Genomic DNA, 22,079 nt, shown 5'->3' on the forward strand with positions numbered 1-22,079 from the left:
CAATCGATTGTCAATGCAGATTGACAGTGTATTACGGCGAAAACGATTTTTCTTCCTCTGCCGCACTTTTATAATGGCTTGTCAATCATGCAAAGGAGACTGCCATGCCCCATCCCCTTATTAATCTCGACCAGCTTGCGCCGCAAGACATGCCGCCGCAATACGCGCCCACGGGCGCGGCGGCAGAGCGCTTTGCGCCGCGCATCGCGATGATTGGCGAGCTGATCGGCATGCGCGCGCTGGGCTGCAACCTGACCGTGCTGGCGCCCGGCAAGCGCGCCTTTCCCTTTCATAATCATCGGGTAAACGAAGAGGTGTTCATCGTTGTCCAAGGCAGTGGGACGATCAGGATCGGGGCCGACAGCTATCCCTTGCGGCAGGGCGATATTGTTGCCTGTCCGGCGGGCGGGCAGGAGACGGCGCATCAGATTATCAATACGGGTGAGGGAGAGTTGCGTTATCTGGCGCTGAGCACCAACCAGTCGCCGGAAGTGGTGGAATTTCCCGATTCCGGGAAGTATGCGACACTGCTGCTCGATGCGGACGGCGGCGCACGCACGCTGCCACAACGGACAGTCGGCCACATTGGCCAATCGGTCGACTACTGGGAAGGAGAATGATTGCGAAACAGAACTGCTAGAGGGAGATATGACAGGTCGACGAGATGTTCTTCGTCGGCCTGCATAAGTAAGACTGGTCGGAGTACAAGGATTCGAACCTTGGACCCCCTGGTCCCAAACCAGGTGCGCTACCGGGCTGCGCCACACTCCGAGGACAAGAATCATAGCGGAGGGAATGCGCTTGGTCAAGGGTGAGTATGATTTTTTCGCATTTTTCTACGAAATCGATGAATTTTTACGCATTTGCTGACGGTCGAGCGGCGAGCGGCCGCGTTTTGCCGCGAATCGGTGCCGGCATCGCTGTGTCGATTGCCTTGCATGGACTGCTGCTGTTCGCCTACCGGCAGGCAGTGGCGCCGCCGTGGCGGGACGATGCCGAGGCGCCGCACGCGGCGCTGGTGGTGATGCTGCGCGCGCCGCAGGTGATGCCTGAGCGGGAGGCGAAACCGGAGCGGCCGGTAAAAGAGAAGCCGGCGCTCAAGGTGGACAAGACGCGATCGGCCGGTGCCAGGCCCTCAGCGGCGCAGAAGATTCCGGCGCCCGTCGCAGCGGCGCCGCATGTGATTGCATCGGCGGAGTCTGCCACACCGGCAGCGTTCACTGTGGCGCCACCGCCAGGGTCGCCGCAGTTCGATCCGGATGCGGCCCGCAAGTTTGCTCGCCAGATCGCCACCCAGGCGGATCCGGCACGCGCCGGCATGGCGGTGGCGCAGATTCCACCGAAGCCGTATGCCACCGACACCAGGGCGGCACGCGTGATCGCCCAAGCCAGGCGGCCGGACTGCAAGGATGGCATTCCCGGCGGCTTGCTGGCACCGCTCGTCCTGCTGCTCGACAAGAAGGATAGCGGATGCAAGTGGTAGGCCGGCATGTCCACCGGCCCGCACTGCTTACTTGAGGCGCTGTTTCAGTTCCTGCGACGCCTGGTCCAGTGCGCTGCGGGTACTCGGCAAGGCCGACAGCGCATTGAGCAGGCCGAAGTCGTGGATCATGCCGTTGTAGCGCACGCTCTTGACGTCCACGCCGGCGGCGTCGAGCTTGCGGCCGTAGGCTTCGCCTTCATCGCGCAGCACGTCGAATTCGGCGGTCTGGATCAGGGTCGGCGGCAGGCCTTGCAGTTGCGCGCTGCTCGCTTGCAGCGGCGATGCGTAGATCTCTTTGCGCTCGCCGGCATCCCTGGTGTAGTGATCCCAGAACCAGACCATCAGGTCGCGCGTCAAAAAGTGGCCGTCGGCGAACTGCTTGTACGACGGCGTATCGAAGTTGGCATCGGTCACGGGCCACATCAGCACCTGGGCGCGCAGCTTCGGTGCGCCCTGGTCTTTTGCCATCAGGCTGACCACCGCCGCCATGTTGCCGCCCACGCTGTTGCCGGCCACCGCCAGGCGCTTGCCGTCGACGTCGATCGCGTCGCCGTTCTCGGACACCCAGCGCGTTGCCGCATACGCCTGCCTGAGCGCCACGCCGTAGCCCGCTTCCGGCGATGGCGTGTAGTTGACGAACACCGCCGCCGCGCCGGAACCGGCCACCAGGTCGCGCACCAGGCGCTCGTGGGTCGGATAGTCGCCCAGCACCCAGCCGCCGCCGTGGAAGAACATGAAGGCCGCAATCTTGCCCTTGGCCCCTGCCGGACGCACGATGGTCAGCCGGACCGGCTTGCCGTCGAGGGTGACCGTCTTTTCGCTCACGTCGGCCGGCGCCAGCGCCACCTTGCCGCCCTTCTGCGCCCCGACCAGCACGGCGCGCGCTTCCTCGGGCGTCATCTGGTTGAGCGGCTTGCCGCCTTCGATCGCTTTTAAAAATTGCGCGGTGTTGCGTTCGACGCCGGGGAGGCTGGCCGCATGGGCGGTCGAGAGCGAAGCGGCGAGCAGGGTCAGGGCGAGGGCGGATTTCATGGTGTTTCCTTTTTAATTGATGTCTATTAAGTAGTGAGCTATGTATTGGTGCGATTACCTNNNGATGTCTATTAAGTAGTGAGCTATGTATTGGTGCGATTACCTGGCTTTATTGACCCTGGGCGGCGTCTTCGATCAGGCGGGCAACGGCGGCCGGGTTCGAGGTCATCACGACGTGCGAGGCATCCTTGATCTCGACGGTCTTGCGCGATTTGGCGCGTTCGGCCATGAAGCCGAGCGCTGCAGCCGGGATATTCTTGTCGCCGCTGCCGTAGATGAAGTAGGACGGCAGCTTCTTCCAGGCCGGGGCGCCGGACGCTTCGGTCAGGGCCGCTTCGGCGATCGGGCGCTGGGCGATTGCCATCAGCTGGGCCTGGGCTTGCGGCACGTCGGCGGCGAACTGCTGGTGGAACTTGTCCTGCTGGATGTAGAAATCCTTGCCGCCGCCGGCGTTAGCGACCGGCTCGGCCAGCGCCTGGCCCAGGGTGCCGCCAGGGAAGCGGCCGGACAGTTCCAACGCCGTTTCACCCTGTTCCGGCGCGAAGGCGGCCACGTAGACCAGGCTTTTGACGTTCGGGTTGCCGTTGGCGGCGGTCGAGATCACCGCGCCGCCGTAGGAGTGACCGACCAGCACCACCGGCCCCTTGACGCTCTTGACGATGTCCGACACCACCGCCGCATCGCCCTTGACGCTGCGCAGCGGGTTCGCTGCGCCGATCACGCTGTAGCCGTCGGCGCGCAGCCTGGCGGCCACGCCGTTCCAGCTGCCGGCGTCGGCAAAGGCGCCGTGCACCAGGATGACGGTCGGCTTGAGGGCGGCGGCAGCACTCGGAGCGGCCATGACAGGGGCTGCGGCGGCAGCGGAAANNNGCAGCACTCGGAGCGGCCATGACAGGGGCTGCGGCGGCAGCGGAAATCGACAGGGCGAGGGCGATGGTGTTGATGGCTTTCATGGTGGTTCCTTTTTAAGAGATTAAAATAGTAAGCTATTGTATAGTGCACTACATTTTACGGCGGTCGCTTGTGTTTGTTTGCCGTCCATGTGAAACAGTATAAGTAGCGCGCTATCGAATAGCAAGCTATTTTTTAACATGTTTACTTGCCGGGTTTTCTTCGCTCCCGCAACGCGCGCCGCTCCGCCCCACCCGCCGGGCACAGTCCCCCGATACGACTGGCCCGGCCGATGGCACGAAGCGGCCCGCGTCCCGCTTGGACCATGGCGGTGACGCGAAAGTGCGATTGATGCAGCTCAGTCCTGGCCCTTGATTTCCAGCGCGCGGTCGTACAGGGCGTTTTTCTTGCGGCCGGTAATCTGCGCCGTCAGGTTGGCGGCCTGCCTGACCGAACACTCGGCCAGCAGGATATGGAGGATGCGCTCGGCCTCGGCATCCTCGGCATCGCCCTCGGCCTGCGCCCCTTCGAGCAGGACCACGTACTCGCCCTTTTCACGGTGGGCGTCGGCCTTGACCCAGGCCAGCGCCTCGGACAAGGGGCAACGGTGGATTTCTTCGAACAGCTTGGTCAGTTCGCGCGCAAACACCACCTGGCGCGCCGGCTCGAACACGCCCGCCAGCGCTTCCACGCAGTCCAGGATGCGGTGCGGCGCCTCGTAGAACACCATCGTCGCGCCGACCGTCAGCAGTTTTTGCAGGGCGCTTTCGCGCTGCCTGGCCTTGGCCGGCAGGAAGCCGACGAAATAGAACTGGTCGTTGACCAGCCCGCTGGCCGAGAGCGCCGTCACCGCCGCCGAAGCGCCCGGCAGCGGCACCACGCGCAGGCCGGCGGCGCGCACGGCGTCGACGATGCGCGCGCCGGGGTCGGACACGCCCGGCGTGCCGGCGTCCGACACCAGCGCGATGCGCTCGCCGGCCTGCAGGCGCGCGATCAGCTTGTCGGCCGCTTCGCGTTCGTTGTGCTGGTGCGCGGCGATCAGCGGGCGCGACAGGCCGAAGCGGGTCAGCAGGTGGCCGGTGTTGCGGGTGTCTTCGCAGGCGACCGCGTCCACCAGCGCCAGCACGTGCAAGGCGCGCACACTGATGTCGGTGACGTTGCCAATCGGAGTAGCCACGATATACAGGGTTGCTGTAGGATAGGACTGATGCACGGCCTCGCCAATGACGGGAAGCTGGGCGATCGGACTGGTCTGGGATTCTGTCATTTGGGAGTGGTAATGCTGATTAAAAGTCTGAAGGGTTTGTTCGCCGTGAGTGCGCTCGCCATGCTGAGTGCCTGCAGCACGCCCTGCGACAGGCCGGGGGGATTGTGCGCGCCTATCGAGCCAAACACAAGTGTCGCACCGGTCCCGCCGCGCGCGCCGGAAATCGTCGCGCCGGTCATCCCCGAAGCCGAGGTCGAGACCATGCCGGTCGATGCCCCGCCGGGCGCCAGCGTCCCCGGCGCCCAGCCGCGCGCGGCCGGCCAGGCCGCCGACAGCACGCCCGCCACCCGCATCGGCCTGCTGCTGCCGACCCGTTCCGACGCGCTCGGCCCGCCGGCCGGCGCGCTGCGTGCCGGCTTCATGGCCGCGTACGAGCGCGACCGCACCGGCTTCGAAGTAAACCTGATCGAAACCGGCGACAGCCCGCAAGACGTGCTGGCCGCCTACACTACGGCGCTGGAACAGAACGATATCGTGGTCGGCCCGCTGGCGCGCTCGGCGGTGAGCGCGATCGCCGGCGCCGGCGTGGCCGTCAGCAAGCCGACCATCGCCCTGAACCACCCTGAAGGACGCGGCACCGGCGGCGCGCTGCCGCACAATCTGCTGGTGATGGGCCTGTCGATCGAAGACGAGGCGCGCCAGGTGGCGCAGTGGGCCGCGAGCGAACATCCGGGCGCGCGCGCGCTGGTCGTGTCCGGCGCCAACGCCTGGCAGCGCCGCATCGCCAACGCCTTCGCGGCCCAGTGGAAGCAGCTGGGCAACGCGTCGCAGACGGTGGAGCTGGCCGCCACCAACGGCTACCTGAGCGAATCCGGCATTTACCAGTTGAAAGGCCGGGTCGATGCCGACCTGCCGACCCTGCTGTTTACGGCGCTCGACGCCGACCAGCTGCGCCAGGTGCGCGCCTCGCTCGGCCCTGCCCTGCCGACCTACGGCACCTCGTCGGTCAATCCGGGCACCGAGCCGGGCACGGCGCTGGCCGAACTCGACGGCGTGCGCCTGCTCGACCTGCCGTGGGAAGTGCAGCCCGATCACCCGGCCGTGATGGTGTATCCGCGCTGGAACGCCAGCCGCCGCACGCTCGACCTCGACCGCCTGTACGCGCTCGGCATCGACGCCTTCCGCGTGGCGCGCGAGATCACCCTGCATCCGGGCGCGCCGTTCACCATGGACGGGGTGACGGGCCGCCTGTCGGTCGGCTTCGGCGACGGCCCGGCGCGCTTCGAGCGGGTGCAGCCGAGCGCGGTCTACCAGAGCGGCGGCTTCAAGCCGTCCAGCGGCGTGCAGTAAGATGTGGCCGGCCCGGCTGAGCGGCAAGCAGCGCCAGGGCCAGCTGTGGGAACGCAAGGCGCTCGACTACCTGGCCGGCCAGGGCTTGCGCCTGGTGGAAGCCAATTACCGCTGCAAGGGCGGGGAAATCGACCTGATCCTGCGCCACGGCGAGGAACTGGTGTTCGTCGAAGTGCGCCAGCGCGCCAGCGCCAGCCACGGCGGCGCGGCCGCCAGCATCACTGCCGCCAAGGTCGCCCGCATGGTGCGCGCGGCCCAGACCTACCTGCTGCGCTTTCCCCATGTGCCGCCATGCCGCTTCGACGTCATCGCCATCGACGGCGAACGCATGGCCTGGCTGCGCAACGCCATCCAGTTGTAAGCAATTTTAACCGTACTTCTCCGGCTTCCCGGACTGCTGCACTATAATCCTCGACTATGAATACTCAACGCATCCTCGCCCACTTCCACGAAAGCGCCGAACTCAAGATTCAGGCGGCTTCTGCCCTGGCTCAACCCATCTCGCAGGCAATCGACCTGATGTTTTCCGCTTTGTCGAACGGCAATAAGATTCTTGCCTGCGGCAATGGCGGTTCGGCGGCCGACTGCCAGCACTTCGCGGCCGAGCTGGTCGGCCGTTTCGAGCGCGAGCGCTTTCCGCTGCCGGCGCTGGCGCTGACCACCGATACCTCGATCATGACGGCGGTGGGCAACGATTACAGCTACCGCGAGATTTTCTCCAAGCAGGTGCAGGCCTTCGGCCAGGCCGGCGACGTGCTGCTGGCCATTTCCACGTCCGGCAACTCGGCCAATGTGATCGCGGCGGTCGAAGCGGCGCTGGAGCGCGAAATGCGCGTCGTGGCGCTGACCGGCAAGGATGGCGGCGCACTCGGCAAGATGCTCACCGACGCCGACGTGCATATCTGCGTACCCCATTCGCGCACCGCGCGCATCCAGGAAGTCCACCTGGTCACCATACACTGCATTTGCGACGGCATCGACGTCGCGCTGTTCGGAGGAGATGTGAATGAATGATTCCACCTTGCGCGTCCTGCGCCCGCTGGCCAGGGCGCTCGCCGCCGTGGCCCTGCTGGGCAGCCTGCAGGGCTGCGTCGGCCTGTTCGTGGGCGGCGCCGTCGCCGGTGCCGTCGCCACGGCCGACCGCCGCACGCTCGGCGCGCAGGCCGACGACAAGGCGATCGCGCTCAAGGCCGAGATGCGCTTGCCTAAGATCACCGGTGAAGACGTGCACATCAATGTGAACAGCTTCAACCGCAAGGTGCTGCTGACCGGCGAAGTGCGCGACGACGCCATGAAGGCGGCGGTCGAGCGCGAAGTGGCCGGCATCGATGGCGTGACCATCGTCATCAACGAACTCGAGGTCGGCCCGCCCGCCACCTACACCTCGCGCTCGAGCGATTCGCTGATCACCACCAAGGTCAAGGCCAGCCTGGTGGACATGAAGACCATTTCAGCCACCTCGTTCAAGGTCATCACCGAGCGCGGCACCGTGTTCCTGATGGGCCGCGTGACCCAGCGCGAAGGCCAGGTCGGCGCCGATGTGGCGCGCGGCGTGTCGGGCGTGCAGAAAGTGGTCAAGGTGCTGGAATACATCAGCGAAGACGAACTCAAGGCGATTTCGCCACGCTCCTCGTCGGTCCAGCTGTAAGGTCGATGTCGGTACCCGCTGCGCCACGTCCGTCCCCCGGGCGGGCGCCGAGGGCCGCGCGGGCAGCGATTTTGCAGCGCGGCTATAATGACTTTCTGTTCCATACCCGCATCCACTGCCATGTCCACCCAGACTCCGCCCCGTTCTTCCTGGCTCAAACCGGCGCTCATCGGCGCGGCGCTGGTGGCCATTGCCGCCATCGGCTATTCCTCGCTCGCGAGCAGCACGCCGGCGCCGGACGTGACCTTCATCGACATCAAGGGCCAGAAGATCAGCTCGCAGAGCTTGCGCGGCAAGGTGTTCATGGTCAACTTCTGGGCGACCTCGTGCGCAACCTGCGTCAAGGAAATGCCGCAGATGGTCGAGACCTACAACAAGTTCAAGGGCCAGGGCATGGAGTTCGTGGCGGTGGCGATGAAGTACGACGCGCCGAATTACGTGCTCAATTATGCCGAGACCAACCGCCTGCCGTTCACCGTGGCGCTCGACAGCGGCGGGGACATCGCCAAGGCCTTCGGCGATGTGACCTTGACGCCGACCACCTTCCTGATCGACAAGAACGGCAAGATCATCAAGCGCTATGTGGGCGAACCGGACTTCCCGGCGCTGCACAAGCTGCTGGAAAAGACGATCGCGGGCTGAACCTGAAGACCGCCGTTCCTGCCATGCGCCGCTAGACTTCCTGCGCGGGAGCGACGATGTCGGCGATAGCGCTTAAAACCCGGCCTGCACCGACAGGTAGGCGCCGCGCTGGCGCGTCGGGTTGAACACGGTGATCTCGCCCAGCACCGCGTAGGCCGCCGTCACCGACACATGCTTGCTCGGGAACCAGGCCACGAACACGTCGTAATACGCCTTTTCATTGTCCACCCCCAGGTTGTGCGGCTTGCGCCGGTATTCCACCCCGGCCACCAGCTGGCGGTCGACCAGGTAAGCGGCCGACACCTCCAGCATGGCCTTGTAGGAATCGCCCTTGTCGCCGCCGAAGCCAAGCAGGCCCATCTGATTGGCCCTGGTCGCGCGCACGGTGCCGTTCAGCAGCAAGCTCTGCTGCAAGAGCAGCTTGGTCGCGGCCACGTACACATCGGTCCCGCTGTCGTCCCTGGCGCCCAGCTGCGTGACATTGTTCACGCCCAGCGCCCCCAGCCCGCCCACGCCCTTGTTGCGCTTGTACATCGCACCGACCGCGATCTGCGGCATCAACACATCCTGCCCGTACACCGCGTCGCCAGCCAGCCTGAGCTTCACGCCGAGGATATCCTGCTTGATGCTGAGCTGGTTCAGCGGCGCCAGGCTGCCCTTGAAGTGCTGCTGCGCCAGCGATACTTCGATGCGGTCGGCCAGCCCCACCGCCACCCCGGCCGTATCCAGGGTGTAATCCTGGGTGCGCACGCCGGTGTAGTGCGCGTTCGCACCCCAGCTGTCGCGGCTGCCGTAGCCGGTGATCAGGGCCCACGGCGCCAGCCCGCCCCCGCCCGCCCCTTCGAGCTGGCTGACGCCGCCCGTCGCCATGAGCTTGCCCATGTCGGGCCGGCCCTGCGCCTGCGCCGCAGCGCTTGCCAAACTTGCCGCCAAGAACAAACCACCCAGGCGCATGATCCGCATACTGTCTCCTCGATAAGGTGTCGCACGAAGCAAGCCGTCTCTACAATACTGCGTACGCGGGCGGCGCCCGATTGGATTCAACTATTTTGCTATATTTTGCAAATAAGTTTGTTGTATTCCGGGATGCCTTTGAGATAACCTCACCGAGCACTCCGCGCCACGCCGCGGCCACCCGAACCCACTTTCAAGGCGCTCAGTGTCCACCGACGTCAACCCGCTCGACCCGCAGCAATTACGCACCTGGCTCCTGGCCGCCGGCAAACGCGATGGCGGCGCCTTCCGTTCCCTCTACGATGCCACGTCGCCGAAACTGTTTGGCTTCGCGCTGCGTATATTGCACAAGCGCGAGCTCGCTGAAGAGGTTTTGCAAGAGAGCTATGTCGCGATCTGGAACAATGCCGCCAACTACCAGAGTCATCTCGCAGCGCCGATGACCTGGATGGCGACGATTGTCCGGAACAAGGCGTTCGACCACCTCCGGCGCAGCGATGCCGCGGTTGAAATCGATGCGGAACAGTTTGATAGTGAAGTCATGAATGCTCTACAGGATCCGCAGGCAACGCCGATCGAGGCCTTGCAGATGAGTGGCGATGCGAAGGCGCTGGCGTGGTGCATGTCCGCGCTCGAAGGCATGCATCGCCAGGTCGTCGCGCTGGCCTATTACCACGACCTGTCGCACAGCGAAGTGGCCGAGCGGATGAAACTACCAGTCGGAACCGTGAAAACCTGGATCAGGCGCAGCCTCGACAAACTGCGCACCTGCCTCGCGAAACGGGAGCAAACATGAATATCCGACATAACATCGTCCTGCGTCAGAAACTGGCGGCCGAATACGTGCTGGGCACGCTCAGGGGCGGCGCGCGCCGCCGTTTCGAAGGCTGGATGCACCAGGACGCGGACTTGCGCAACATCACGGCCCAGTGGCAGCAGCGGCTGGCGCCCATGGCCGAATTCGCCGGCGACGTGAAGCCGCCCGACAGCGTCTGGACCGGCATCGAACGGCGCCTGAACCTCAAGCCGAAGGCGGCCGCCGGCTGGCGCTTCTGGCTGAACGAGAACCTGGCCTTCTGGCGCAGCCTGGGGATGGTCTCGACCGCCATGGCGGCCATGCTGCTGGTGCTGGTGCTGAGCAACCGTCCGGTCGACGCGCCGGTGATTTCGTACGTGGCGACCCTGAGCGACGACAAGGCCCAGACCGCCATGGTGCTGACCGCCGACCGCAAGCACCGCGCACTCGATGCGCGGGTGGTCGGCGGCGACCCGGTCGCGGCCGACAAGAGCCTGCATCTGTGGGCGGTGCCGAAGGCGGGCAAGCCGCGTTCGCTGGGGGTGTTGGCCGACAACAAGGGCAAGTTTGCCTTGCCGGATAATGCGATCGGCGACGATGTGGCGCTCCTGGCCGTGACCCTGGAGCCGAAAGGCGGCTCGCCCGATCCGAACGGACCGACCGGGCCGATCGTCTACAAGGGGCATTGGGTAAGCTTGTAAGCGGAGACATTCCGTTACCGGCAACACCGTCGTTCCCGTCCCTGGCGCGACCCACGCCAGCGCCGGAGCGCCCTGCCGCTCCACTCACCTGGGTTCCCGCCTGCGCGGGAACGATGGTTGTCGGGATGGCGGGGATGGCCGGGATGGCCGGGACGGCCGGGACGGCAAGAGCGCATTACTTCGTCACGATCTCCCTCTGCATCGGCGCCAGCCTGGCGACCAGCTTGTTCTGGACCGCCGGCGCCACGCCGTGCCTGTCCATGGCCGCCTGCAAATCCTCGGCCAGCGCGTTGAACTGCGCGTTGGTGATGTTCAGGCCATCGTGGATCTCTTTCATGTCCTTGCCCCTGTACGTGCAGGGACCGCCGGACAGCGCGCAAAACTGCTCTTCCAGCCGCATCGACAGGTTCTTCAGGTCGGTATCCCTGAACGAATCCCTGATGCGCGCGTCCGCCAGGATCAGCGGCACGAAGGTGTCCACGATCTTCTTGATGCCGCCCTGCCCGCCCAGCCCCTGGTAGGTGCTGTCGTCGGCGGCGGGGCCGTGCGCGCAGCCGGCGGCCAGCGCCAGCGTGCCGATGCAAACAAGCTCAGTCAGCGTTCTCATGCGTGCTCCTGTCGTGGTTGGAAGGATGGTCAGACGGAAGGATCGGCCTGGTCCGCCTTGGGCGCCAGCGCCTTGTCCACCGCCGCCGTGAAGGCGTCGATATCGATCGGCTTGGTGAGGTAGGCGAAAAAGCCGGCCGCGATGCTGCGCTTGACGTCGCGCTCCATCGCGTTCGCACTGAGCGCGATCACCGGAATGTGCGCCGTGCGCGGGTCGTCGCGCAGCAGGCGCTGGGCCTCGTGCCCGTCCATGCCGGGCAGGTTGATGTCCATCAGGATCACTTGCGGCAGATAGCTCTGCGCCAGGGCGATGCCGAGCTCGGCGCTGGGCGCGGAAATCAGCGCCAGGTCGGGCCGGAAGCCGACGATTTCTTCGACCAGCATCAGGTTGGCCGGATTGTCTTCCACGTACAGCACGGTGGCCACCGAGGGGTCGCCCGCCGGGGCCGCCGGCAAGGCGCGCGGCGCCGCCGCGGCGGCCGCGCCATTGACCGGATGGGCGCTGCCGCTGAGCTCGAGCTCGATCCAGAACACGCTGCCGATGCCGGCCGTGCTCGACACGCCGATGGTGCCGCCCATCAGCTCGACCAGGCGCTTGGTCACCACCAGCCCGATGCCGGTGCCCTCCTCGCTGCCGCCTTCCTGGCCGAGCCGGTTGAAGGGCTGGAACAGGGCGCTTACCTGGTCGGGCCGCAAGCCCTTGCCCGTATCCTGCACCGAAATGCGCACCCGCGCGCTGCCGATCAGGTTGACGTTGACCACCACCACGCCCTGCTCGCGGTTGTACTTGATGGCGTTCGACAGCAGGTTCAGCATGATCTGCTTGAGGCGCGTGTGGTCGGCCACCACCATCAGCGGCTCCGGTTTCGGAAACACCATGCGGATGCCGCGCTGGGCGGCGCTGTCGCCGACCATGGCTTGCACTTCCTCCAGCAGGCCGGACAGGATCACCGCTTCCAGCGACACGCTCAGGGTGCCCGACTCGATCTTGGCCAGGTCGAGGATTTCGTTAATCAGGGTCAGCAGATGCTCGCCGGCGGTCAGGATATTGCGCACGAAGTTGCGCTTTTGCACGGCGGTCGAAGGCAGCTTTTCGTTGGCCAGCAACTGGGCGAAGCCGAGTATCGCGTTGAGCGGGGTGCGCAACTCGTGCGACATGCTGGTCAGGAACAGGTCCTTGGCCTGGTTGGCGCGTTCCAGCTCGACCTTCTTGTCGTTGAGGGCGCGCTCGATGCGCTTGCGGTCGGTGATGTCGCGGATCGCCGAGGACACCAGCACCCCGTCCTCGGTGTCCAGCGGCGACAGGCTGATTTCGACCGGAAACTCGCTGCCGTCGCGGCGCAGGCCGTACAGCTCCAGTCCGGCGCCCATCGAACGCGGACGGGGGCCGGCCGAAAAACTGCTGCGGAAATGCGGATGCTGCTCGGCGAAGCGTTGCGGAATCAGGATTTCGACCTTCTTGCCGAGCAGCTCGCTGCGCGGATAGCCGAACAGCTTTTCGGTCTGCGAATTGACGAGTACGATTTCGCCGTCGCGGTTGACGATCACGATCGCGTCCGGCGCCGATTCGAGCAAGCCGCGGAATTTCTGCTCGGCCTTCTTGCGCTCGCCCACATTGCGGATCGCGCTGATGACGAAGGTGCCGGCATCGGTGCTGATGGGCGAAAGGCTGATTTCCACCGGGAACTCGACCTGGTCCTTGCGCACCCCGTACAGTTCCAGCCCCGCGCCCATGGTGCGCGTGCGCGACTGCTCGAAGTAGCGCGAGCGGTGCCCCACGTGGCCATGCTGGAAGCGGGCCGGCAGCAGGACCTCGATCAGTTGGCCGTTCAGCTCGCCCGGCGCATAGCCGAACAGGCGCTCGGCCTGGGCGTTGGCCAGCACGATGGTGCCGGTCGGGTTGGCCATGACGATGCTGTCCGGGGTCGACTCGAGCAGGTCGCGGAATTTCGCTTCGATCAGCAGGGTGTCGCGCGCGGCCTTCGCTTGCGTCATGTCGCGCTTGGTCGAGACGATGTAGGCGATCGTGCCATCGTCGCCGTACACCGCCTTGCTGGAGGCGTCGACGTAGATCAGGGCGCCGTCCTTGCGCCGGCGCAAGCCTTCATGGTCGGACACACCGCGTTCGAGCACCCTGCGCGCGTAGACGTCGTCGAGTTCGCGCTGGCCGGGCAATGCGATCAGCTCGCGCAGGTCGCGCCCCAGCGCTTCCTCGCTGGTATAGCCGAAGATGCGCTCGGCGCCGTTGGTCCAGCGCAGCACCGTGTAGCCCGGCGTGGTGACGATGACCCCGCCAGGGGCCTCGGTGAGTATGAGCTGATCGAAGTCGATGGGCATCCGGCATTCTCTGGCTGATGGACAGGGCGTCCGGCCATGATGCGCTTTTCCGTGCAATTGTCAAACGTAAGTTGTTGTATGTGAAACATAAAAAACACGTCCGCGCAACGCACCTGATGCCTTATTTGGGATACAAAATCATCTGGGTGCAGCGGAACAGGGCGATGGTCTTGCCGTTCGCTTCGTTGCTCACCACCACGTCCCAGACCTGGGTGGTTTTGCCGAGGTGGGCGGCCTTGGCCACGCAGGCGATCGCGCCGTCGCGCGCGGTGCCCAGGTGGTTCGATTTGATTTCGATGGTGGTGAAGCTGTTCGCCCCTTGCGGCAGGTTGGCCACGCAGGCGTAGCCGGCGGCGGTGTCGGCCAGGGTGATGACGGTGCCGGCGTGCAGGAAGCCGTTGGGCGCGAGCAGATGCGGCTTGATCTCCAGGCGCGCCGCGACTTCGCCGTCGGCCACTTTGGTGATTTCCACGCCCAGGTAACCGGGAAGCGTGGCGGCGCCGAAACTGTTCATCGATTCAGGGGTAAACTGCTGTTGCGTGCTCATGGTGTGCCCGTTCGTGTGAGAAATAAGCACGATTGTACGTTTTTATTCCCGGCGCGGTGAACAGAGGTCCGATCTTGAAAAAACTGGTGTTAACACTGATGTGCACGTCCGCCCTGCTGGGCGCGCGCGGCGCCCTGGCCCAGGACGCCGCCCCGGCGCGCCTGGTGGAGGCGGCGCGCGCCCAGATCGGCGTGACCGTCCGCTACGACCCGCGCTACGAGCGCATCGCCTTTCCCGGGGGCGACGTGCCGCAGGAGCGCGGCGTGTGCACCGACGTGGTCGTCCGCGCCTACCGCAAGGTCGGCGCGGACTTGCAGGAACTGGTGCATCGCGACATGAAGACGGCCTGGAACGCCTATCCGAAGCTGTGGCAGCTCAAGCGTCCCGACCCGAACATCGACCACCGGCGCGTGCCCAACCTGGCCACCTTTTTCACGCGCCACGGCAAGGCCATGAGGCCGGCGCGCGAGGGCGCCGCCTACCAGGCCGGCGACGTGGTCACCTGGATGTTGCCGGGCAACCTGCCGCACATCGGCATCGTCTCCGGCCAGCGCAGCGCGGCCGGGGTGCCGCTGGTGATCCACAACATCGGGCGCGGCACCCAGATCGAAGACATGCTGTTCGCCTATCCCCTGACCGGGCATTACCGCTGGAATCCCGCCGCTAGCGCAAGCCGCTGACCGTGCCTTCCTTCGGATAGTCGATCTTGTACTCGACCTGGAAGCGGGCGCTGGCGCCCGCCGCCAGCGTCTTTTTCCAGGCGACCACACCGCGGCGCTGCTCCCAGGTCGTGGTCAACGGCGCCGGATCGAACGCCGCCTCGACCCTGACTTCCTCGGACGTGCTGACCGGCGAGGAATCGAACACCAGCAGCTCGACCGGCGTCTTGCGGCGGTTGGCCACGGTGAACACGTCGGCGCGCACGCTGCTGGCGCGGCCGCCGAAGAGGCCCTTGCTGCCGGTCTTGCCGGCCACCGGATCGAGCGAGACCACCACCCGGTCGTCGCGCCCGAACGAGAACAGGGCTTTCTCGCCCTCCTGCAAGTTCCACTGGGTGGCGCCGATGTAGCCGCCGTCGCGGAACAGTTGCATGCTGCCGGCCGGCCACACGCCTTCCGGACGGGCCGCTTCGGCCATGACGATGGCAAATTTTTCCAGGCGCGGGGTCACGCGCAGGTGCTGGGTGACCGGCAGCGCCAGGGTGGACAGCGTGACCGAGGTGGCGCGCCCGTCCGAGGCCAGGTTGACCCGGCCCGGCACCTCGAATTCGGTGGCGAAGGCGCCCTGCAGTTCGGCCACCTCGTCGTCGTTCGCGCGCTTGCTGGCGCTGCCGGCGAGCTCCACTTTCTGGCGCCGCTCCATCAATGCCGGCGCCGGCGCCGGCGCCGGCGCATACTGCATCGGCGGCTGCGGCGGCTGCGGCGGATAGTATGTCAGCAGCCACGGCTGCGGCTCGCGCCCGCTCGGCGACAGGCGCGGCTGGCTGGTCGAGAGCGTCAGCTTGACGTTGCTCCAGTCTTCCCCGGTGCTCTGCGAGATGGTGGCAAGGCGCTCCAGGTCGACCCGGGACGCGGCCGAGTCGAGGCTGGCGCGGTAGCCCGGCTTCCAGCCGGCATTCTCGCGCTGGTAGCTGATGCTCAGGCTGCCGGCCCTGGCTTCCGACAGGCGCACCACCAGGCTGCGCACCTGCTTGCCGCCGGAGCGCAGGCCGGCCAGGTCGCTGTCGAGCGCCGCGATTTTCTTGTCGAGCGCGCGTTGCTGCACCGCCAGCTTTTCGATCTTGAGCAGCGCCTCGCTGGCGCCCCGTCCCAGGGTATCGATCACGCCCGCCAGCGCCCTGGCTTGGTCCGGCCCCTGGGCCTTGCCGCCCTCGGCGGCGCCGCCGTTATAGCGCTCCAGGTAAGCCTTGACGATGCCGGCCGACCTGGCCTCGGCTTCCAGCATGGCCTTCTGGTCCTTGAGACGCTCGATCTCGCCCGCCAGCCTTGCCTCGGCCGGGTTGACCGCGTCGCTGCCGGCGCTGTCGCGCGAGACCACGTCGGCCACGCGGATGCCGGGAGCGGCCTGCACGCGCACCGATTCGATATTGAAATTGGCGGGCAGGCCGTCGATGACGACCTCGGTGGCGCCGGCGGCAACCTGGGCGGTGCGCACCACGGTGGCGCTGCCGGGATACAAGGTGACCGCCGTGACCGGGGCATTGGCGTGTGCCATGCCGGACTGCACCAGCAGGGTGGCGGCGGCGAGGAAGGAATAACGCATGGGGTGCCTTTCAGACAGGAAGAAAGAAAAATCGCTCCTCACTGAAACGGATGAGGAAGAAAAACGGGGTGAACCGGCGATGAACAACATGCAGCGTATCGGAGTTTCATATTTACAACATAACTGACGTAATGACATGAACAACTTGCAACTTGACCGACCGTCGGTTAGGCTTCCGCTTTGATTTCAAATCAGAAATATCTATTTCAACATTACAACGGAAAAAACACCATGACGAACCGTCCGATTGCGCGCGCGCGCACCGTCAGCACCCTGCTGGCAAGTTGCCTGCTGGCTGGCGCGGCCCTGCTGACCGGCTGCAGCACCCCGATGCACCTCGATACCTCCACCAAGGAAGTCCCGGTCTCGGAAATGAAAAAAGTCGCCAATCCGCAACCGGTCCAGCTGACCTTCGAATTCCTCAGCCGCGGCGCCCCATCGGCCGCCGCCACCGCGTTCCTGAAAGACGCGGTGACGGCCCAGGTGGCGGAAAGCGGCCTGTTCGCACAAGCCGGCAGCGCCGCGCCCGCCGCGATGCTGATGATTTCCATGGACAACATCAAGGTCGGCGACGACAAGACCGGCAGCGCCTTCCTGACCGGCATGACCTTCGGCCTGTCCGGCACCGCCGTGACCGACGGTTACATCTGCACCGTATCCTACCTGCCCGCAGGCCAGGCCAAGCCGATCGTCAAGGTGGCGCGCCACGCGATCCACACCACCATCGGTAACGCCAGCCCGCCGCCGAGCGCCGGCAAGCCGATGGCGCCCGAAGTCGCGGTCAAGACCATGGCCCGTGAAGTGCTCAGCAACGCCCTGCGCGACCTGTCCTTCGACCCCGCCTTCAATCCACAATAAGGAATTCACATGCACCCGATCTTCCGCCTCACCTCCCTGGTCGCCACCGGCATCCTGGCCGTTCAACTGGTCGGCTGCGCACCGATGAAAATGTCGGCGCCGGCACCGTCGATGGACAATACCGTCAAGCTGCGCAATCCCGCTTTCGACAAGGTTGCCGTCGGCAGCTTCGTGCTGGACGCCAGCAAGAGCGCCAGCATCGACCAGAGCCACAGCCTGCGCGCGGCCGCGGTCGCCGCACCGGGCGGCTCGTTCGCACAATACCTGGGCGAGACCCTGAAAGTTGAACTGCAATCGGCCGGCCTGCTCGACGCCAGCGCCGCCACCACCATTACCGGCACCCTGACCGAGAGCGAGGTCGACGCCGCCATCGGCACCGGCAAGGGCGTGCTGGCGGCGCGCTTCGTGGTCACCCGCGCCGCCCAGGTGCGTTTCGACAAGGAAGTCAAAGTCGAGTCGAGCTGGGATTCGTCCTTCATGGGCGCTGTCGCCATTCCACTGGCGGCGCGCGAATACGAAGCGCTGCACCGCAAGCTCGTCAGCAAGCTGCTGGACGACGCCGCCTTCCGCCAGGCCCTCGGCAAGTAAGCGCTTTTTTATCCAGTAACATGCTGTGACAGCGCCTGCGTCCGCAGGCGCTTCCAGGCCCCGGCGGCGCGCCAGCGTCAGCCGCCCGGGTCTTCTCCTTTTCCTCCCGCTTCATGCGCCAACAGCGCGCTCTCCCAGTACGGCGGCGTCCCCACGCGCTCGCGCAGCCAGGCGATGAACAGCTGCGCCTTGACCGGATGCGAGCGCCCCGGCAGCCGCACCGCGTGGATGCCGTCGTCCACCACCGCTTGTCCCTGGCTGGCCGGGCCGAACAGCGGCACCAGCTGCCCGGCCACCAGCGCCTCGCTCGCGAGCCAGCTCGGCAGGTGCGCCACGCCGGCCCCGCCGACGGCCGCGTCCAGCATGAAATCGACATCGTCGCTGCGCAGGGCGCCGCTCACCGGCAAGGGCTTGTTGCGGTTGACGCCCTCGAACGTCCACCAGCATGCCAGGGCGCTGCGGCTGATATAGCTCATGCAATTATGGTCGAGCAAGTCGAGCGGGGTGGCCGGCGTGCCGCGCCGTTCCAGGTAGGCCGGACTGGCGCAGGCGATGCGGCGGCGCGGCGCCAGCCAGGTGGCCAGCAGGTCGCTGTCGGGCAAGGGGCCCAGGCGGATCGCCACATCGACGCGCTGGGCCGACAGGTCGACCACGTCGTCATTGAGTTGCAGCTCCAGTTCCAGCAGCGGATAGCGGTGCAGGAAGTCGCCCAGCAGCGGGGCGATATGGCGCCGCCCGAACGCGCGCGGGGCGGTCACCGTGAGCACGCCGCGCGGCTCCGGATCGACCGCCGTGACGGCCGCCTTGGCCTCGGCCAGCTCGGCCACCAGGTGGCGCGCGCGCGGCACGAAGCGTTCGCCGGCATCGGTCAGCAGCACCAGGCGCGAGCCGCGCACGAACAGGCGGGCGCCGACGTCGGCTTCGAGCCAGTCGATCCGGCGCGACACCGACGACACCGCCAGCTGCAGGGTCTTGGCGGCGCGCGACAGGTTGCCGCTATCGACCACGGCGAGAAAGCAATGCAGGGCATCGAACATGGACAAGGTTCCGGTGAGGTTTGCGCACAACGCAAAGATAGTTTGCACATTGCCATATTGTTCCGCGCGGCGCAACGCTGCATACTGCCCTTGCTGCTGCAAATTAGCATTTTCCCATCACCCTTACCGAAAGACGCCATGAGCAATTTCTCCCGCACCCCGCGTACCCTGATCCTGGCGGCCGCCCTGGGCCTTGCCGCCTTCAGCGCCGGCACCGTCCATGCCGCCGCGCCGCTGGCCAAGGTGTCGGCGCCGGGCTACTTCCGCATGATGCTGGGCGAGTTCGAAGTGACGGCGCTGTCGGACGGCACCACCGAACTGCCGGTCAACAAGCTGCTCAAGACCGCCCCCGCCAAGGTCGACAGGGCGCTCGCCAGATCCTTCCTGGCCAGCCCGCTGGAAACCTCGTTCAATGCGTACCTGATCAATACCGGCGGCAAGCTGGTGCTGGTCGACAGCGGCGCGGGCGGCCTGTTCGGCCCCAACCTGGGCAAGCTGGTGGCGAACCTGAAAGCGTCCGGCTACCAGCCCGAGCAGGTCGATGAAATCTACATCACCCACCTCCATCCGGACCATGTGGGCGGGATTGCGAAAGAGGGTGCGGCGGTATTTGCCAACGCCGTGGTGCGGGCCGACCGGCGCGACGCCGACTTCTGGCTGAGCCAGGAGAACATGGAGAAAGCCCCGGCCGAGGCCAAGGGCTTCTTCCAGGGTGCGATGGCCTCGCTCAAGCCCTACATCGATGCCAAGCGCTTCCAGCCGTTCGAAGGCGACACGCAGCTGGTGCCGGGCGTGAAATCGACCTCCACCTACGGCCACACGCCGGGCCACACCAGCTACCTGGTCGAGAGCGGCGGCAAGAAGCTGCTGCTGGCCGGCGACCTGATCCACGTGGGCGCGGTGCAGTTCGACGAGCCGACGGTGACCATCGCCTTCGATACGGATGAGAAAGCCGCGCGCGCCCAGCGCCTGAAAGCCTTCGGCGCCGCCGCCAGGGAGGGCACCTGGGTAGCGGCCTCGCACCTGCAGTTCCCGGGCATCGGCCACCTGCGCAGCAGCGGCAAGTCGTACCAGTGGGTGCCGGTCAATTACACGCAGCTGCGTTAAGGGCGGGCTGGGCGGTGTATCGATAGCGCAAGCATGTGCACGGCGCGGCGGTCCGGTCCGGATCGCCACAGGACACGGCGTGATGACCTCGACCGTCACGGCCGGAGTCTATGACGGGCTACGCTGACGATATGTGCGAGATGGGCCGCTCCCAACCGGGGAAGCAGATCTTATGCCTGACTGCCACGCAAGCAGGAACAGGCGGACACGCAATTCCTTCCTGAGCGCTTTGGTCAGGCCAAGGTCGTTGGCGACAATGTCGCCATGGCGCAAATCATCCGGCAAGGCCGTATCGTAGACTCGGACACGCGCTGCGGTCGCATCGACCTGGACGGCGCGTACGTGTGCAGCGACAAAGGCGACTATCCCCACATACGTCCGGTCCGGCTGGGGTGCCCGCTCTGGCGAACCGCGACGGACCGACGCAGCCCGTGCTTCGCCATTCCGATGAAGCGCTGGCATACTCTGCTGCAATTCGTCCTGCAGGCGCTGGACCGACGCACCATACCTGAACGCATCGAGAACGAAGGTCTCATCGAGTTCACCCCTTGTCGTCGTGCGAGCAGGAGAAAATACAAACCGCACGAGCGTCTCGTCGTCACGGACAGGACCAGGGGAGATGCCAGTGACGCTGACTTGCTGACAGTCACCTGTCCTGTCAATGCCGAGCACATGGGTAACGAAATCGCGCCGCGGTCCCTGGTAGCTGCCGATCGCTTCGCAGTCCATACGCACCCTAGATATCAATGACGGCGTGTAGCGGCGCGGGTAGCGCGCCGCCAGTCCAGGTACCGGACGTGACATTGCCGCGATTTGCCGCCGACCACGCAAATTCGCCGTCCGCATCGAAATCCATGCTCGCGTATGCTTCGGCCCGACGCCAGAATGCCGCCACCGTCCCATCGTTCAACAGCATGAGTGTGGGGGCCGGGACCCCTGCCAGCAACAGCATGATCAGTCCGCGCTGGGCGGCATCGGTCCGGGCCGAATCAGGCGCCGTGACCGGCGCTGCCGACCAGTTCGCCGGTTTGGCACGCAGGCGCTCGATGGCACTGAACTGGGCCGCATAGGCATCGATATGGGCTGCGCCGAACGCCTGCGCCCGTGTCGGAATCGAACAAAGCAAGGCGCAGGAAGCATCTGACAGGGTGCCGACCTTGCGTCGCAACTCATCCAGGGCCCGTAGCGGAACGCCAGGCTCGTCGTCAGCGGCGCGAGGGGCCAGGCCGGCCCATGACGCAGGTTTCGGTTTCATGCTAACTCCACGGTCCCAGGTTTGCCATAGTGAGGTCGCAAAACGGACCCCATCGACATATTGGACCTGATAGCGAGCTATTGGTTCATTGCCGGCCTGATGTGGCCCACGAAATCGCGCACCAGCGTTGCCGTGTGACGAGGAGATGCTTGCAGCAGCAGATGCGGCCCCGGCAGCGCCACCAGGCGCCAGTCCGGGCACAGCGACGCCAGCAGGCGCGCGGCGGCGGGCGGGACGATCCGGTCGTGCAAGGCTTGCAGGTACAGCACGGGCACCGCGATCGCTTGCGCGCTTGCCGTGTAGTCGACCGCCATCACTTCCTTCAAACGCTGGCGCAGGCGCGCGGGCCGGACCTTGTCGAGCGCGCCACGCAAGGCTTGCCGCAGCGCCGCCGGCGCGCCGAAGCCGAGCAGGAAAGGGGCGATCAGGGGAGTCAGCACGGGCCACATCGGCAGCACGCCGACCAGGGGTCTGAGCGGCGCCAGCAGCGGGCGCGGCATGCGCGCAAAGGTGCAACACAGCACCAGCGCGATCAAACCCGGCGGCGTCGATGCGGCCAGCGCAATGGCGACCGGCCCGGAGAACGATTCGCCGAGCAGCACGAACGGGCGATCGCGCGGCAACTGCGCGCGCGCATGCCCGGCCAGGCCGGCGTAGCCGAGCGCCGGCGCGGCAGGATACGACACGACGATCACGTCGAACCGGTCGCCGAGCGCGGCAATGAAGCCGGCGAACAGCTCGCCGCTTCCGTCCATTCCCGGAAGCAGCACCAAGGCGG

General features: G+C 66.0%; 25 protein-coding genes and 1 tRNA gene. 14 read left to right on the forward strand and 12 right to left on the reverse strand.

Annotated features, from left to right (window positions below):
- The first annotated feature begins 104 nt into the window (after nucleotides 1-104).
- Nucleotides 105-620 carry a cupin domain-containing protein gene (locus EJB06_RS15335; RefSeq protein ID WP_126074901.1) on the forward strand — a complete coding sequence of 172 codons (516 nt, stop codon included), beginning with the start codon at nucleotides 105-107 and terminating at the stop codon, nucleotides 618-620.
- Nucleotides 621-694: 74 nt separating this feature from the next.
- Here the strand turns inward: EJB06_RS15335 and EJB06_RS15340 are convergent.
- Nucleotides 695-771 (reverse strand) — tRNA-Pro (locus tag EJB06_RS15340).
- A gap of 46 nt (nucleotides 772-817) precedes the next feature.
- Between EJB06_RS15340 and EJB06_RS15345 the strand changes: the two genes are divergently transcribed.
- Nucleotides 818-1,483, forward strand: coding sequence for a hypothetical protein (locus EJB06_RS15345; RefSeq protein ID WP_126074902.1), 666 nt, complete (start codon nucleotides 818-820; stop codon nucleotides 1,481-1,483).
- A 27-nt stretch (nucleotides 1,484-1,510) separates the two neighbouring features.
- Here EJB06_RS15345 and EJB06_RS15350 read toward each other — a convergent pair whose 3' ends face one another.
- The 3 genes from EJB06_RS15350 to rsmI form a co-directional block, all read right to left on the reverse strand.
- Nucleotides 1,511-2,515 carry an alpha/beta hydrolase gene (locus tag EJB06_RS15350; protein ID WP_126074903.1) on the reverse strand — a complete coding sequence of 335 codons (1,005 nt, stop codon included), beginning with the start codon at nucleotides 2,513-2,515 and terminating at the stop codon, nucleotides 1,511-1,513.
- Between the two features lie 109 nt (nucleotides 2,516-2,624).
- On the reverse strand, nucleotides 2,625-3,356 hold the full coding sequence (locus EJB06_RS15355; RefSeq protein WP_126074904.1) for an alpha/beta fold hydrolase: 732 nt from the start codon (nucleotides 3,354-3,356) through the stop codon (nucleotides 2,625-2,627).
- 408 nt (nucleotides 3,357-3,764) lie between these two features.
- Nucleotides 3,765-4,673: a 16S rRNA (cytidine(1402)-2'-O)-methyltransferase gene (gene rsmI, locus EJB06_RS15360; protein ID WP_126074905.1), complete on the reverse strand. Its 909-nt coding sequence runs from the start codon at nucleotides 4,671-4,673 to the stop codon at nucleotides 3,765-3,767.
- Nucleotides 4,674-4,685: 12 nt separating this feature from the next.
- Here rsmI and EJB06_RS15365 point away from each other — a divergent pair, with 12 nt between their 5' ends.
- The 5 genes from EJB06_RS15365 to EJB06_RS15385 all read left to right on the forward strand — a co-directional run bounded on the left by EJB06_RS15365 (nucleotide 4,686) and on the right by EJB06_RS15385 (nucleotide 8,253).
- Nucleotides 4,686-5,963: a penicillin-binding protein activator gene (locus EJB06_RS15365; RefSeq protein ID WP_229427102.1), complete on the forward strand. Its 1,278-nt coding sequence runs from the start codon at nucleotides 4,686-4,688 to the stop codon at nucleotides 5,961-5,963.
- 1 nt (nucleotide 5,964) lies between these two features.
- Nucleotides 5,965-6,324: a YraN family protein gene (locus EJB06_RS15370; protein WP_126074906.1), complete on the forward strand. Its 360-nt coding sequence runs from the start codon at nucleotides 5,965-5,967 to the stop codon at nucleotides 6,322-6,324.
- Between the two features lie 56 nt (nucleotides 6,325-6,380).
- Complete coding sequence (locus EJB06_RS15375) at nucleotides 6,381-6,977, forward strand: phosphoheptose isomerase (protein ID WP_126074907.1); 597 nt, start codon at nucleotides 6,381-6,383, stop codon at nucleotides 6,975-6,977.
- Nucleotides 6,970-7,611 (forward strand): BON domain-containing protein, encoded by a 642-nt coding sequence (locus EJB06_RS15380; protein WP_126074908.1) that lies wholly within the window; start codon nucleotides 6,970-6,972, stop codon nucleotides 7,609-7,611. Before EJB06_RS15375 ends, EJB06_RS15380 begins: the two co-directional genes overlap by 8 nt.
- A gap of 120 nt (nucleotides 7,612-7,731) precedes the next feature.
- Nucleotides 7,732-8,253, forward strand: coding sequence for a peroxiredoxin family protein (locus tag EJB06_RS15385; protein WP_126074909.1), 522 nt, complete (start codon nucleotides 7,732-7,734; stop codon nucleotides 8,251-8,253).
- Between the two features lie 72 nt (nucleotides 8,254-8,325).
- On the opposite strand, the gene EJB06_RS15390 is transcribed toward EJB06_RS15385, so the two are convergent.
- On the reverse strand, nucleotides 8,326-9,135 hold the full coding sequence (locus EJB06_RS15390; protein ID WP_229427113.1) for a DUF3034 family protein: 810 nt from the start codon (nucleotides 9,133-9,135) through the stop codon (nucleotides 8,326-8,328).
- A gap of 277 nt (nucleotides 9,136-9,412) precedes the next feature.
- On the opposite strand from EJB06_RS15390, the gene EJB06_RS15395 reads away from it, so the two are divergent.
- Complete coding sequence (locus EJB06_RS15395) at nucleotides 9,413-10,003, forward strand: sigma-70 family RNA polymerase sigma factor (RefSeq protein WP_126074911.1); 591 nt, start codon at nucleotides 9,413-9,415, stop codon at nucleotides 10,001-10,003.
- Nucleotides 10,000-10,704, forward strand: a complete 705-nt coding sequence (locus EJB06_RS15400) for an anti-sigma factor (protein WP_126074912.1) — start codon at nucleotides 10,000-10,002, stop codon at nucleotides 10,702-10,704. Before EJB06_RS15395 ends, EJB06_RS15400 begins: the two co-directional genes overlap by 4 nt.
- A 175-nt stretch (nucleotides 10,705-10,879) precedes the next feature.
- On the opposite strand, the gene EJB06_RS15405 is transcribed toward EJB06_RS15400, so the two are convergent.
- The 3 genes from EJB06_RS15405 to EJB06_RS15415 form a co-directional block, all read right to left on the reverse strand.
- Entirely contained in the window at nucleotides 10,880-11,311 is a 432-nt protein-coding gene (locus tag EJB06_RS15405; RefSeq protein ID WP_126074913.1) for a group I truncated hemoglobin, read from the reverse strand.
- A 29-nt stretch (nucleotides 11,312-11,340) separates the two neighbouring features.
- Nucleotides 11,341-13,647 (reverse strand): PAS domain S-box protein, encoded by a 2,307-nt coding sequence (locus EJB06_RS15410; RefSeq protein ID WP_126074914.1) that lies wholly within the window; start codon nucleotides 13,645-13,647, stop codon nucleotides 11,341-11,343.
- Nucleotides 13,648-13,768: 121 nt separating this feature from the next.
- A complete protein-coding gene (locus tag EJB06_RS15415) occupies nucleotides 13,769-14,194 on the reverse strand; it encodes a PaaI family thioesterase (RefSeq protein WP_126074915.1) in 426 nt (141 codons plus the stop codon).
- Between the two features lie 86 nt (nucleotides 14,195-14,280).
- On the opposite strand from EJB06_RS15415, the gene EJB06_RS15420 reads away from it, so the two are divergent.
- Nucleotides 14,281-14,874 carry a DUF1287 domain-containing protein gene (locus EJB06_RS15420; protein WP_198420839.1) on the forward strand — a complete coding sequence of 198 codons (594 nt, stop codon included), beginning with the start codon at nucleotides 14,281-14,283 and terminating at the stop codon, nucleotides 14,872-14,874.
- On the opposite strand, the gene EJB06_RS15425 is transcribed toward EJB06_RS15420, so the two are convergent.
- A complete protein-coding gene (locus EJB06_RS15425; protein WP_164557925.1) occupies nucleotides 14,858-16,456 on the reverse strand; it encodes a mucoidy inhibitor MuiA family protein in 1,599 nt (532 codons plus the stop codon). The two genes, EJB06_RS15420 and EJB06_RS15425, sit on opposite strands and share 17 nt — an antisense overlap.
- A 231-nt stretch (nucleotides 16,457-16,687) precedes the next feature.
- On the opposite strand from EJB06_RS15425, the gene EJB06_RS15430 reads away from it, so the two are divergent.
- Together EJB06_RS15430 and EJB06_RS15435 are read left to right on the forward strand one after the other, a co-directional pair.
- The gene (locus tag EJB06_RS15430; protein WP_229427103.1) at nucleotides 16,688-17,314 is read left to right on the forward strand and encodes a hypothetical protein; all 627 of its coding nucleotides are present in this window, start codon (nucleotides 16,688-16,690) and stop codon (nucleotides 17,312-17,314) included.
- Nucleotides 17,315-17,323: 9 nt separating this feature from the next.
- Nucleotides 17,324-17,902 carry a hypothetical protein gene (locus EJB06_RS15435; RefSeq protein ID WP_229427104.1) on the forward strand — a complete coding sequence of 193 codons (579 nt, stop codon included), beginning with the start codon at nucleotides 17,324-17,326 and terminating at the stop codon, nucleotides 17,900-17,902.
- A gap of 77 nt (nucleotides 17,903-17,979) precedes the next feature.
- Here the strand turns inward: EJB06_RS15435 and EJB06_RS15440 are convergent, their stop codons facing one another.
- Nucleotides 17,980-18,939 carry a LysR family transcriptional regulator gene (locus EJB06_RS15440; protein WP_126074917.1) on the reverse strand — a complete coding sequence of 320 codons (960 nt, stop codon included), beginning with the start codon at nucleotides 18,937-18,939 and terminating at the stop codon, nucleotides 17,980-17,982.
- Between the two features lie 138 nt (nucleotides 18,940-19,077).
- On the opposite strand from EJB06_RS15440, the gene EJB06_RS15445 reads away from it, so the two are divergent.
- Both EJB06_RS15445 and EJB06_RS15450 read left to right on the forward strand, forming a co-directional pair.
- Nucleotides 19,078-20,046 carry an MBL fold metallo-hydrolase gene (locus EJB06_RS15445; RefSeq protein ID WP_126074918.1) on the forward strand — a complete coding sequence of 323 codons (969 nt, stop codon included), beginning with the start codon at nucleotides 19,078-19,080 and terminating at the stop codon, nucleotides 20,044-20,046.
- A 264-nt stretch (nucleotides 20,047-20,310) separates the two neighbouring features.
- A complete protein-coding gene (locus EJB06_RS15450; protein WP_126074919.1) occupies nucleotides 20,311-20,796 on the forward strand; it encodes a hypothetical protein in 486 nt (161 codons plus the stop codon).
- Here the strand turns inward: EJB06_RS15450 and EJB06_RS15455 are convergent.
- Together EJB06_RS15455 and EJB06_RS15460 are read right to left on the reverse strand one after the other, a co-directional pair.
- Nucleotides 20,783-21,301, reverse strand: coding sequence for a hypothetical protein (locus tag EJB06_RS15455; RefSeq protein ID WP_126074920.1), 519 nt, complete (start codon nucleotides 21,299-21,301; stop codon nucleotides 20,783-20,785). The two genes, EJB06_RS15450 and EJB06_RS15455, sit on opposite strands and share 14 nt — an antisense overlap.
- A 77-nt stretch (nucleotides 21,302-21,378) precedes the next feature.
- Nucleotides 21,379-22,074 carry an alpha/beta fold hydrolase gene (locus tag EJB06_RS15460; protein WP_198420840.1) on the reverse strand — a complete coding sequence of 232 codons (696 nt, stop codon included), beginning with the start codon at nucleotides 22,072-22,074 and terminating at the stop codon, nucleotides 21,379-21,381.
- Between the last annotated feature and the right edge of the window lie 5 nt (nucleotides 22,075-22,079).

It is taken from the genome of Massilia atriviolacea (assembly GCF_003953935.1).
Classification (GTDB): domain Bacteria; phylum Pseudomonadota; class Gammaproteobacteria; order Burkholderiales; family Burkholderiaceae_D; genus Telluria_A; species Telluria_A atriviolacea.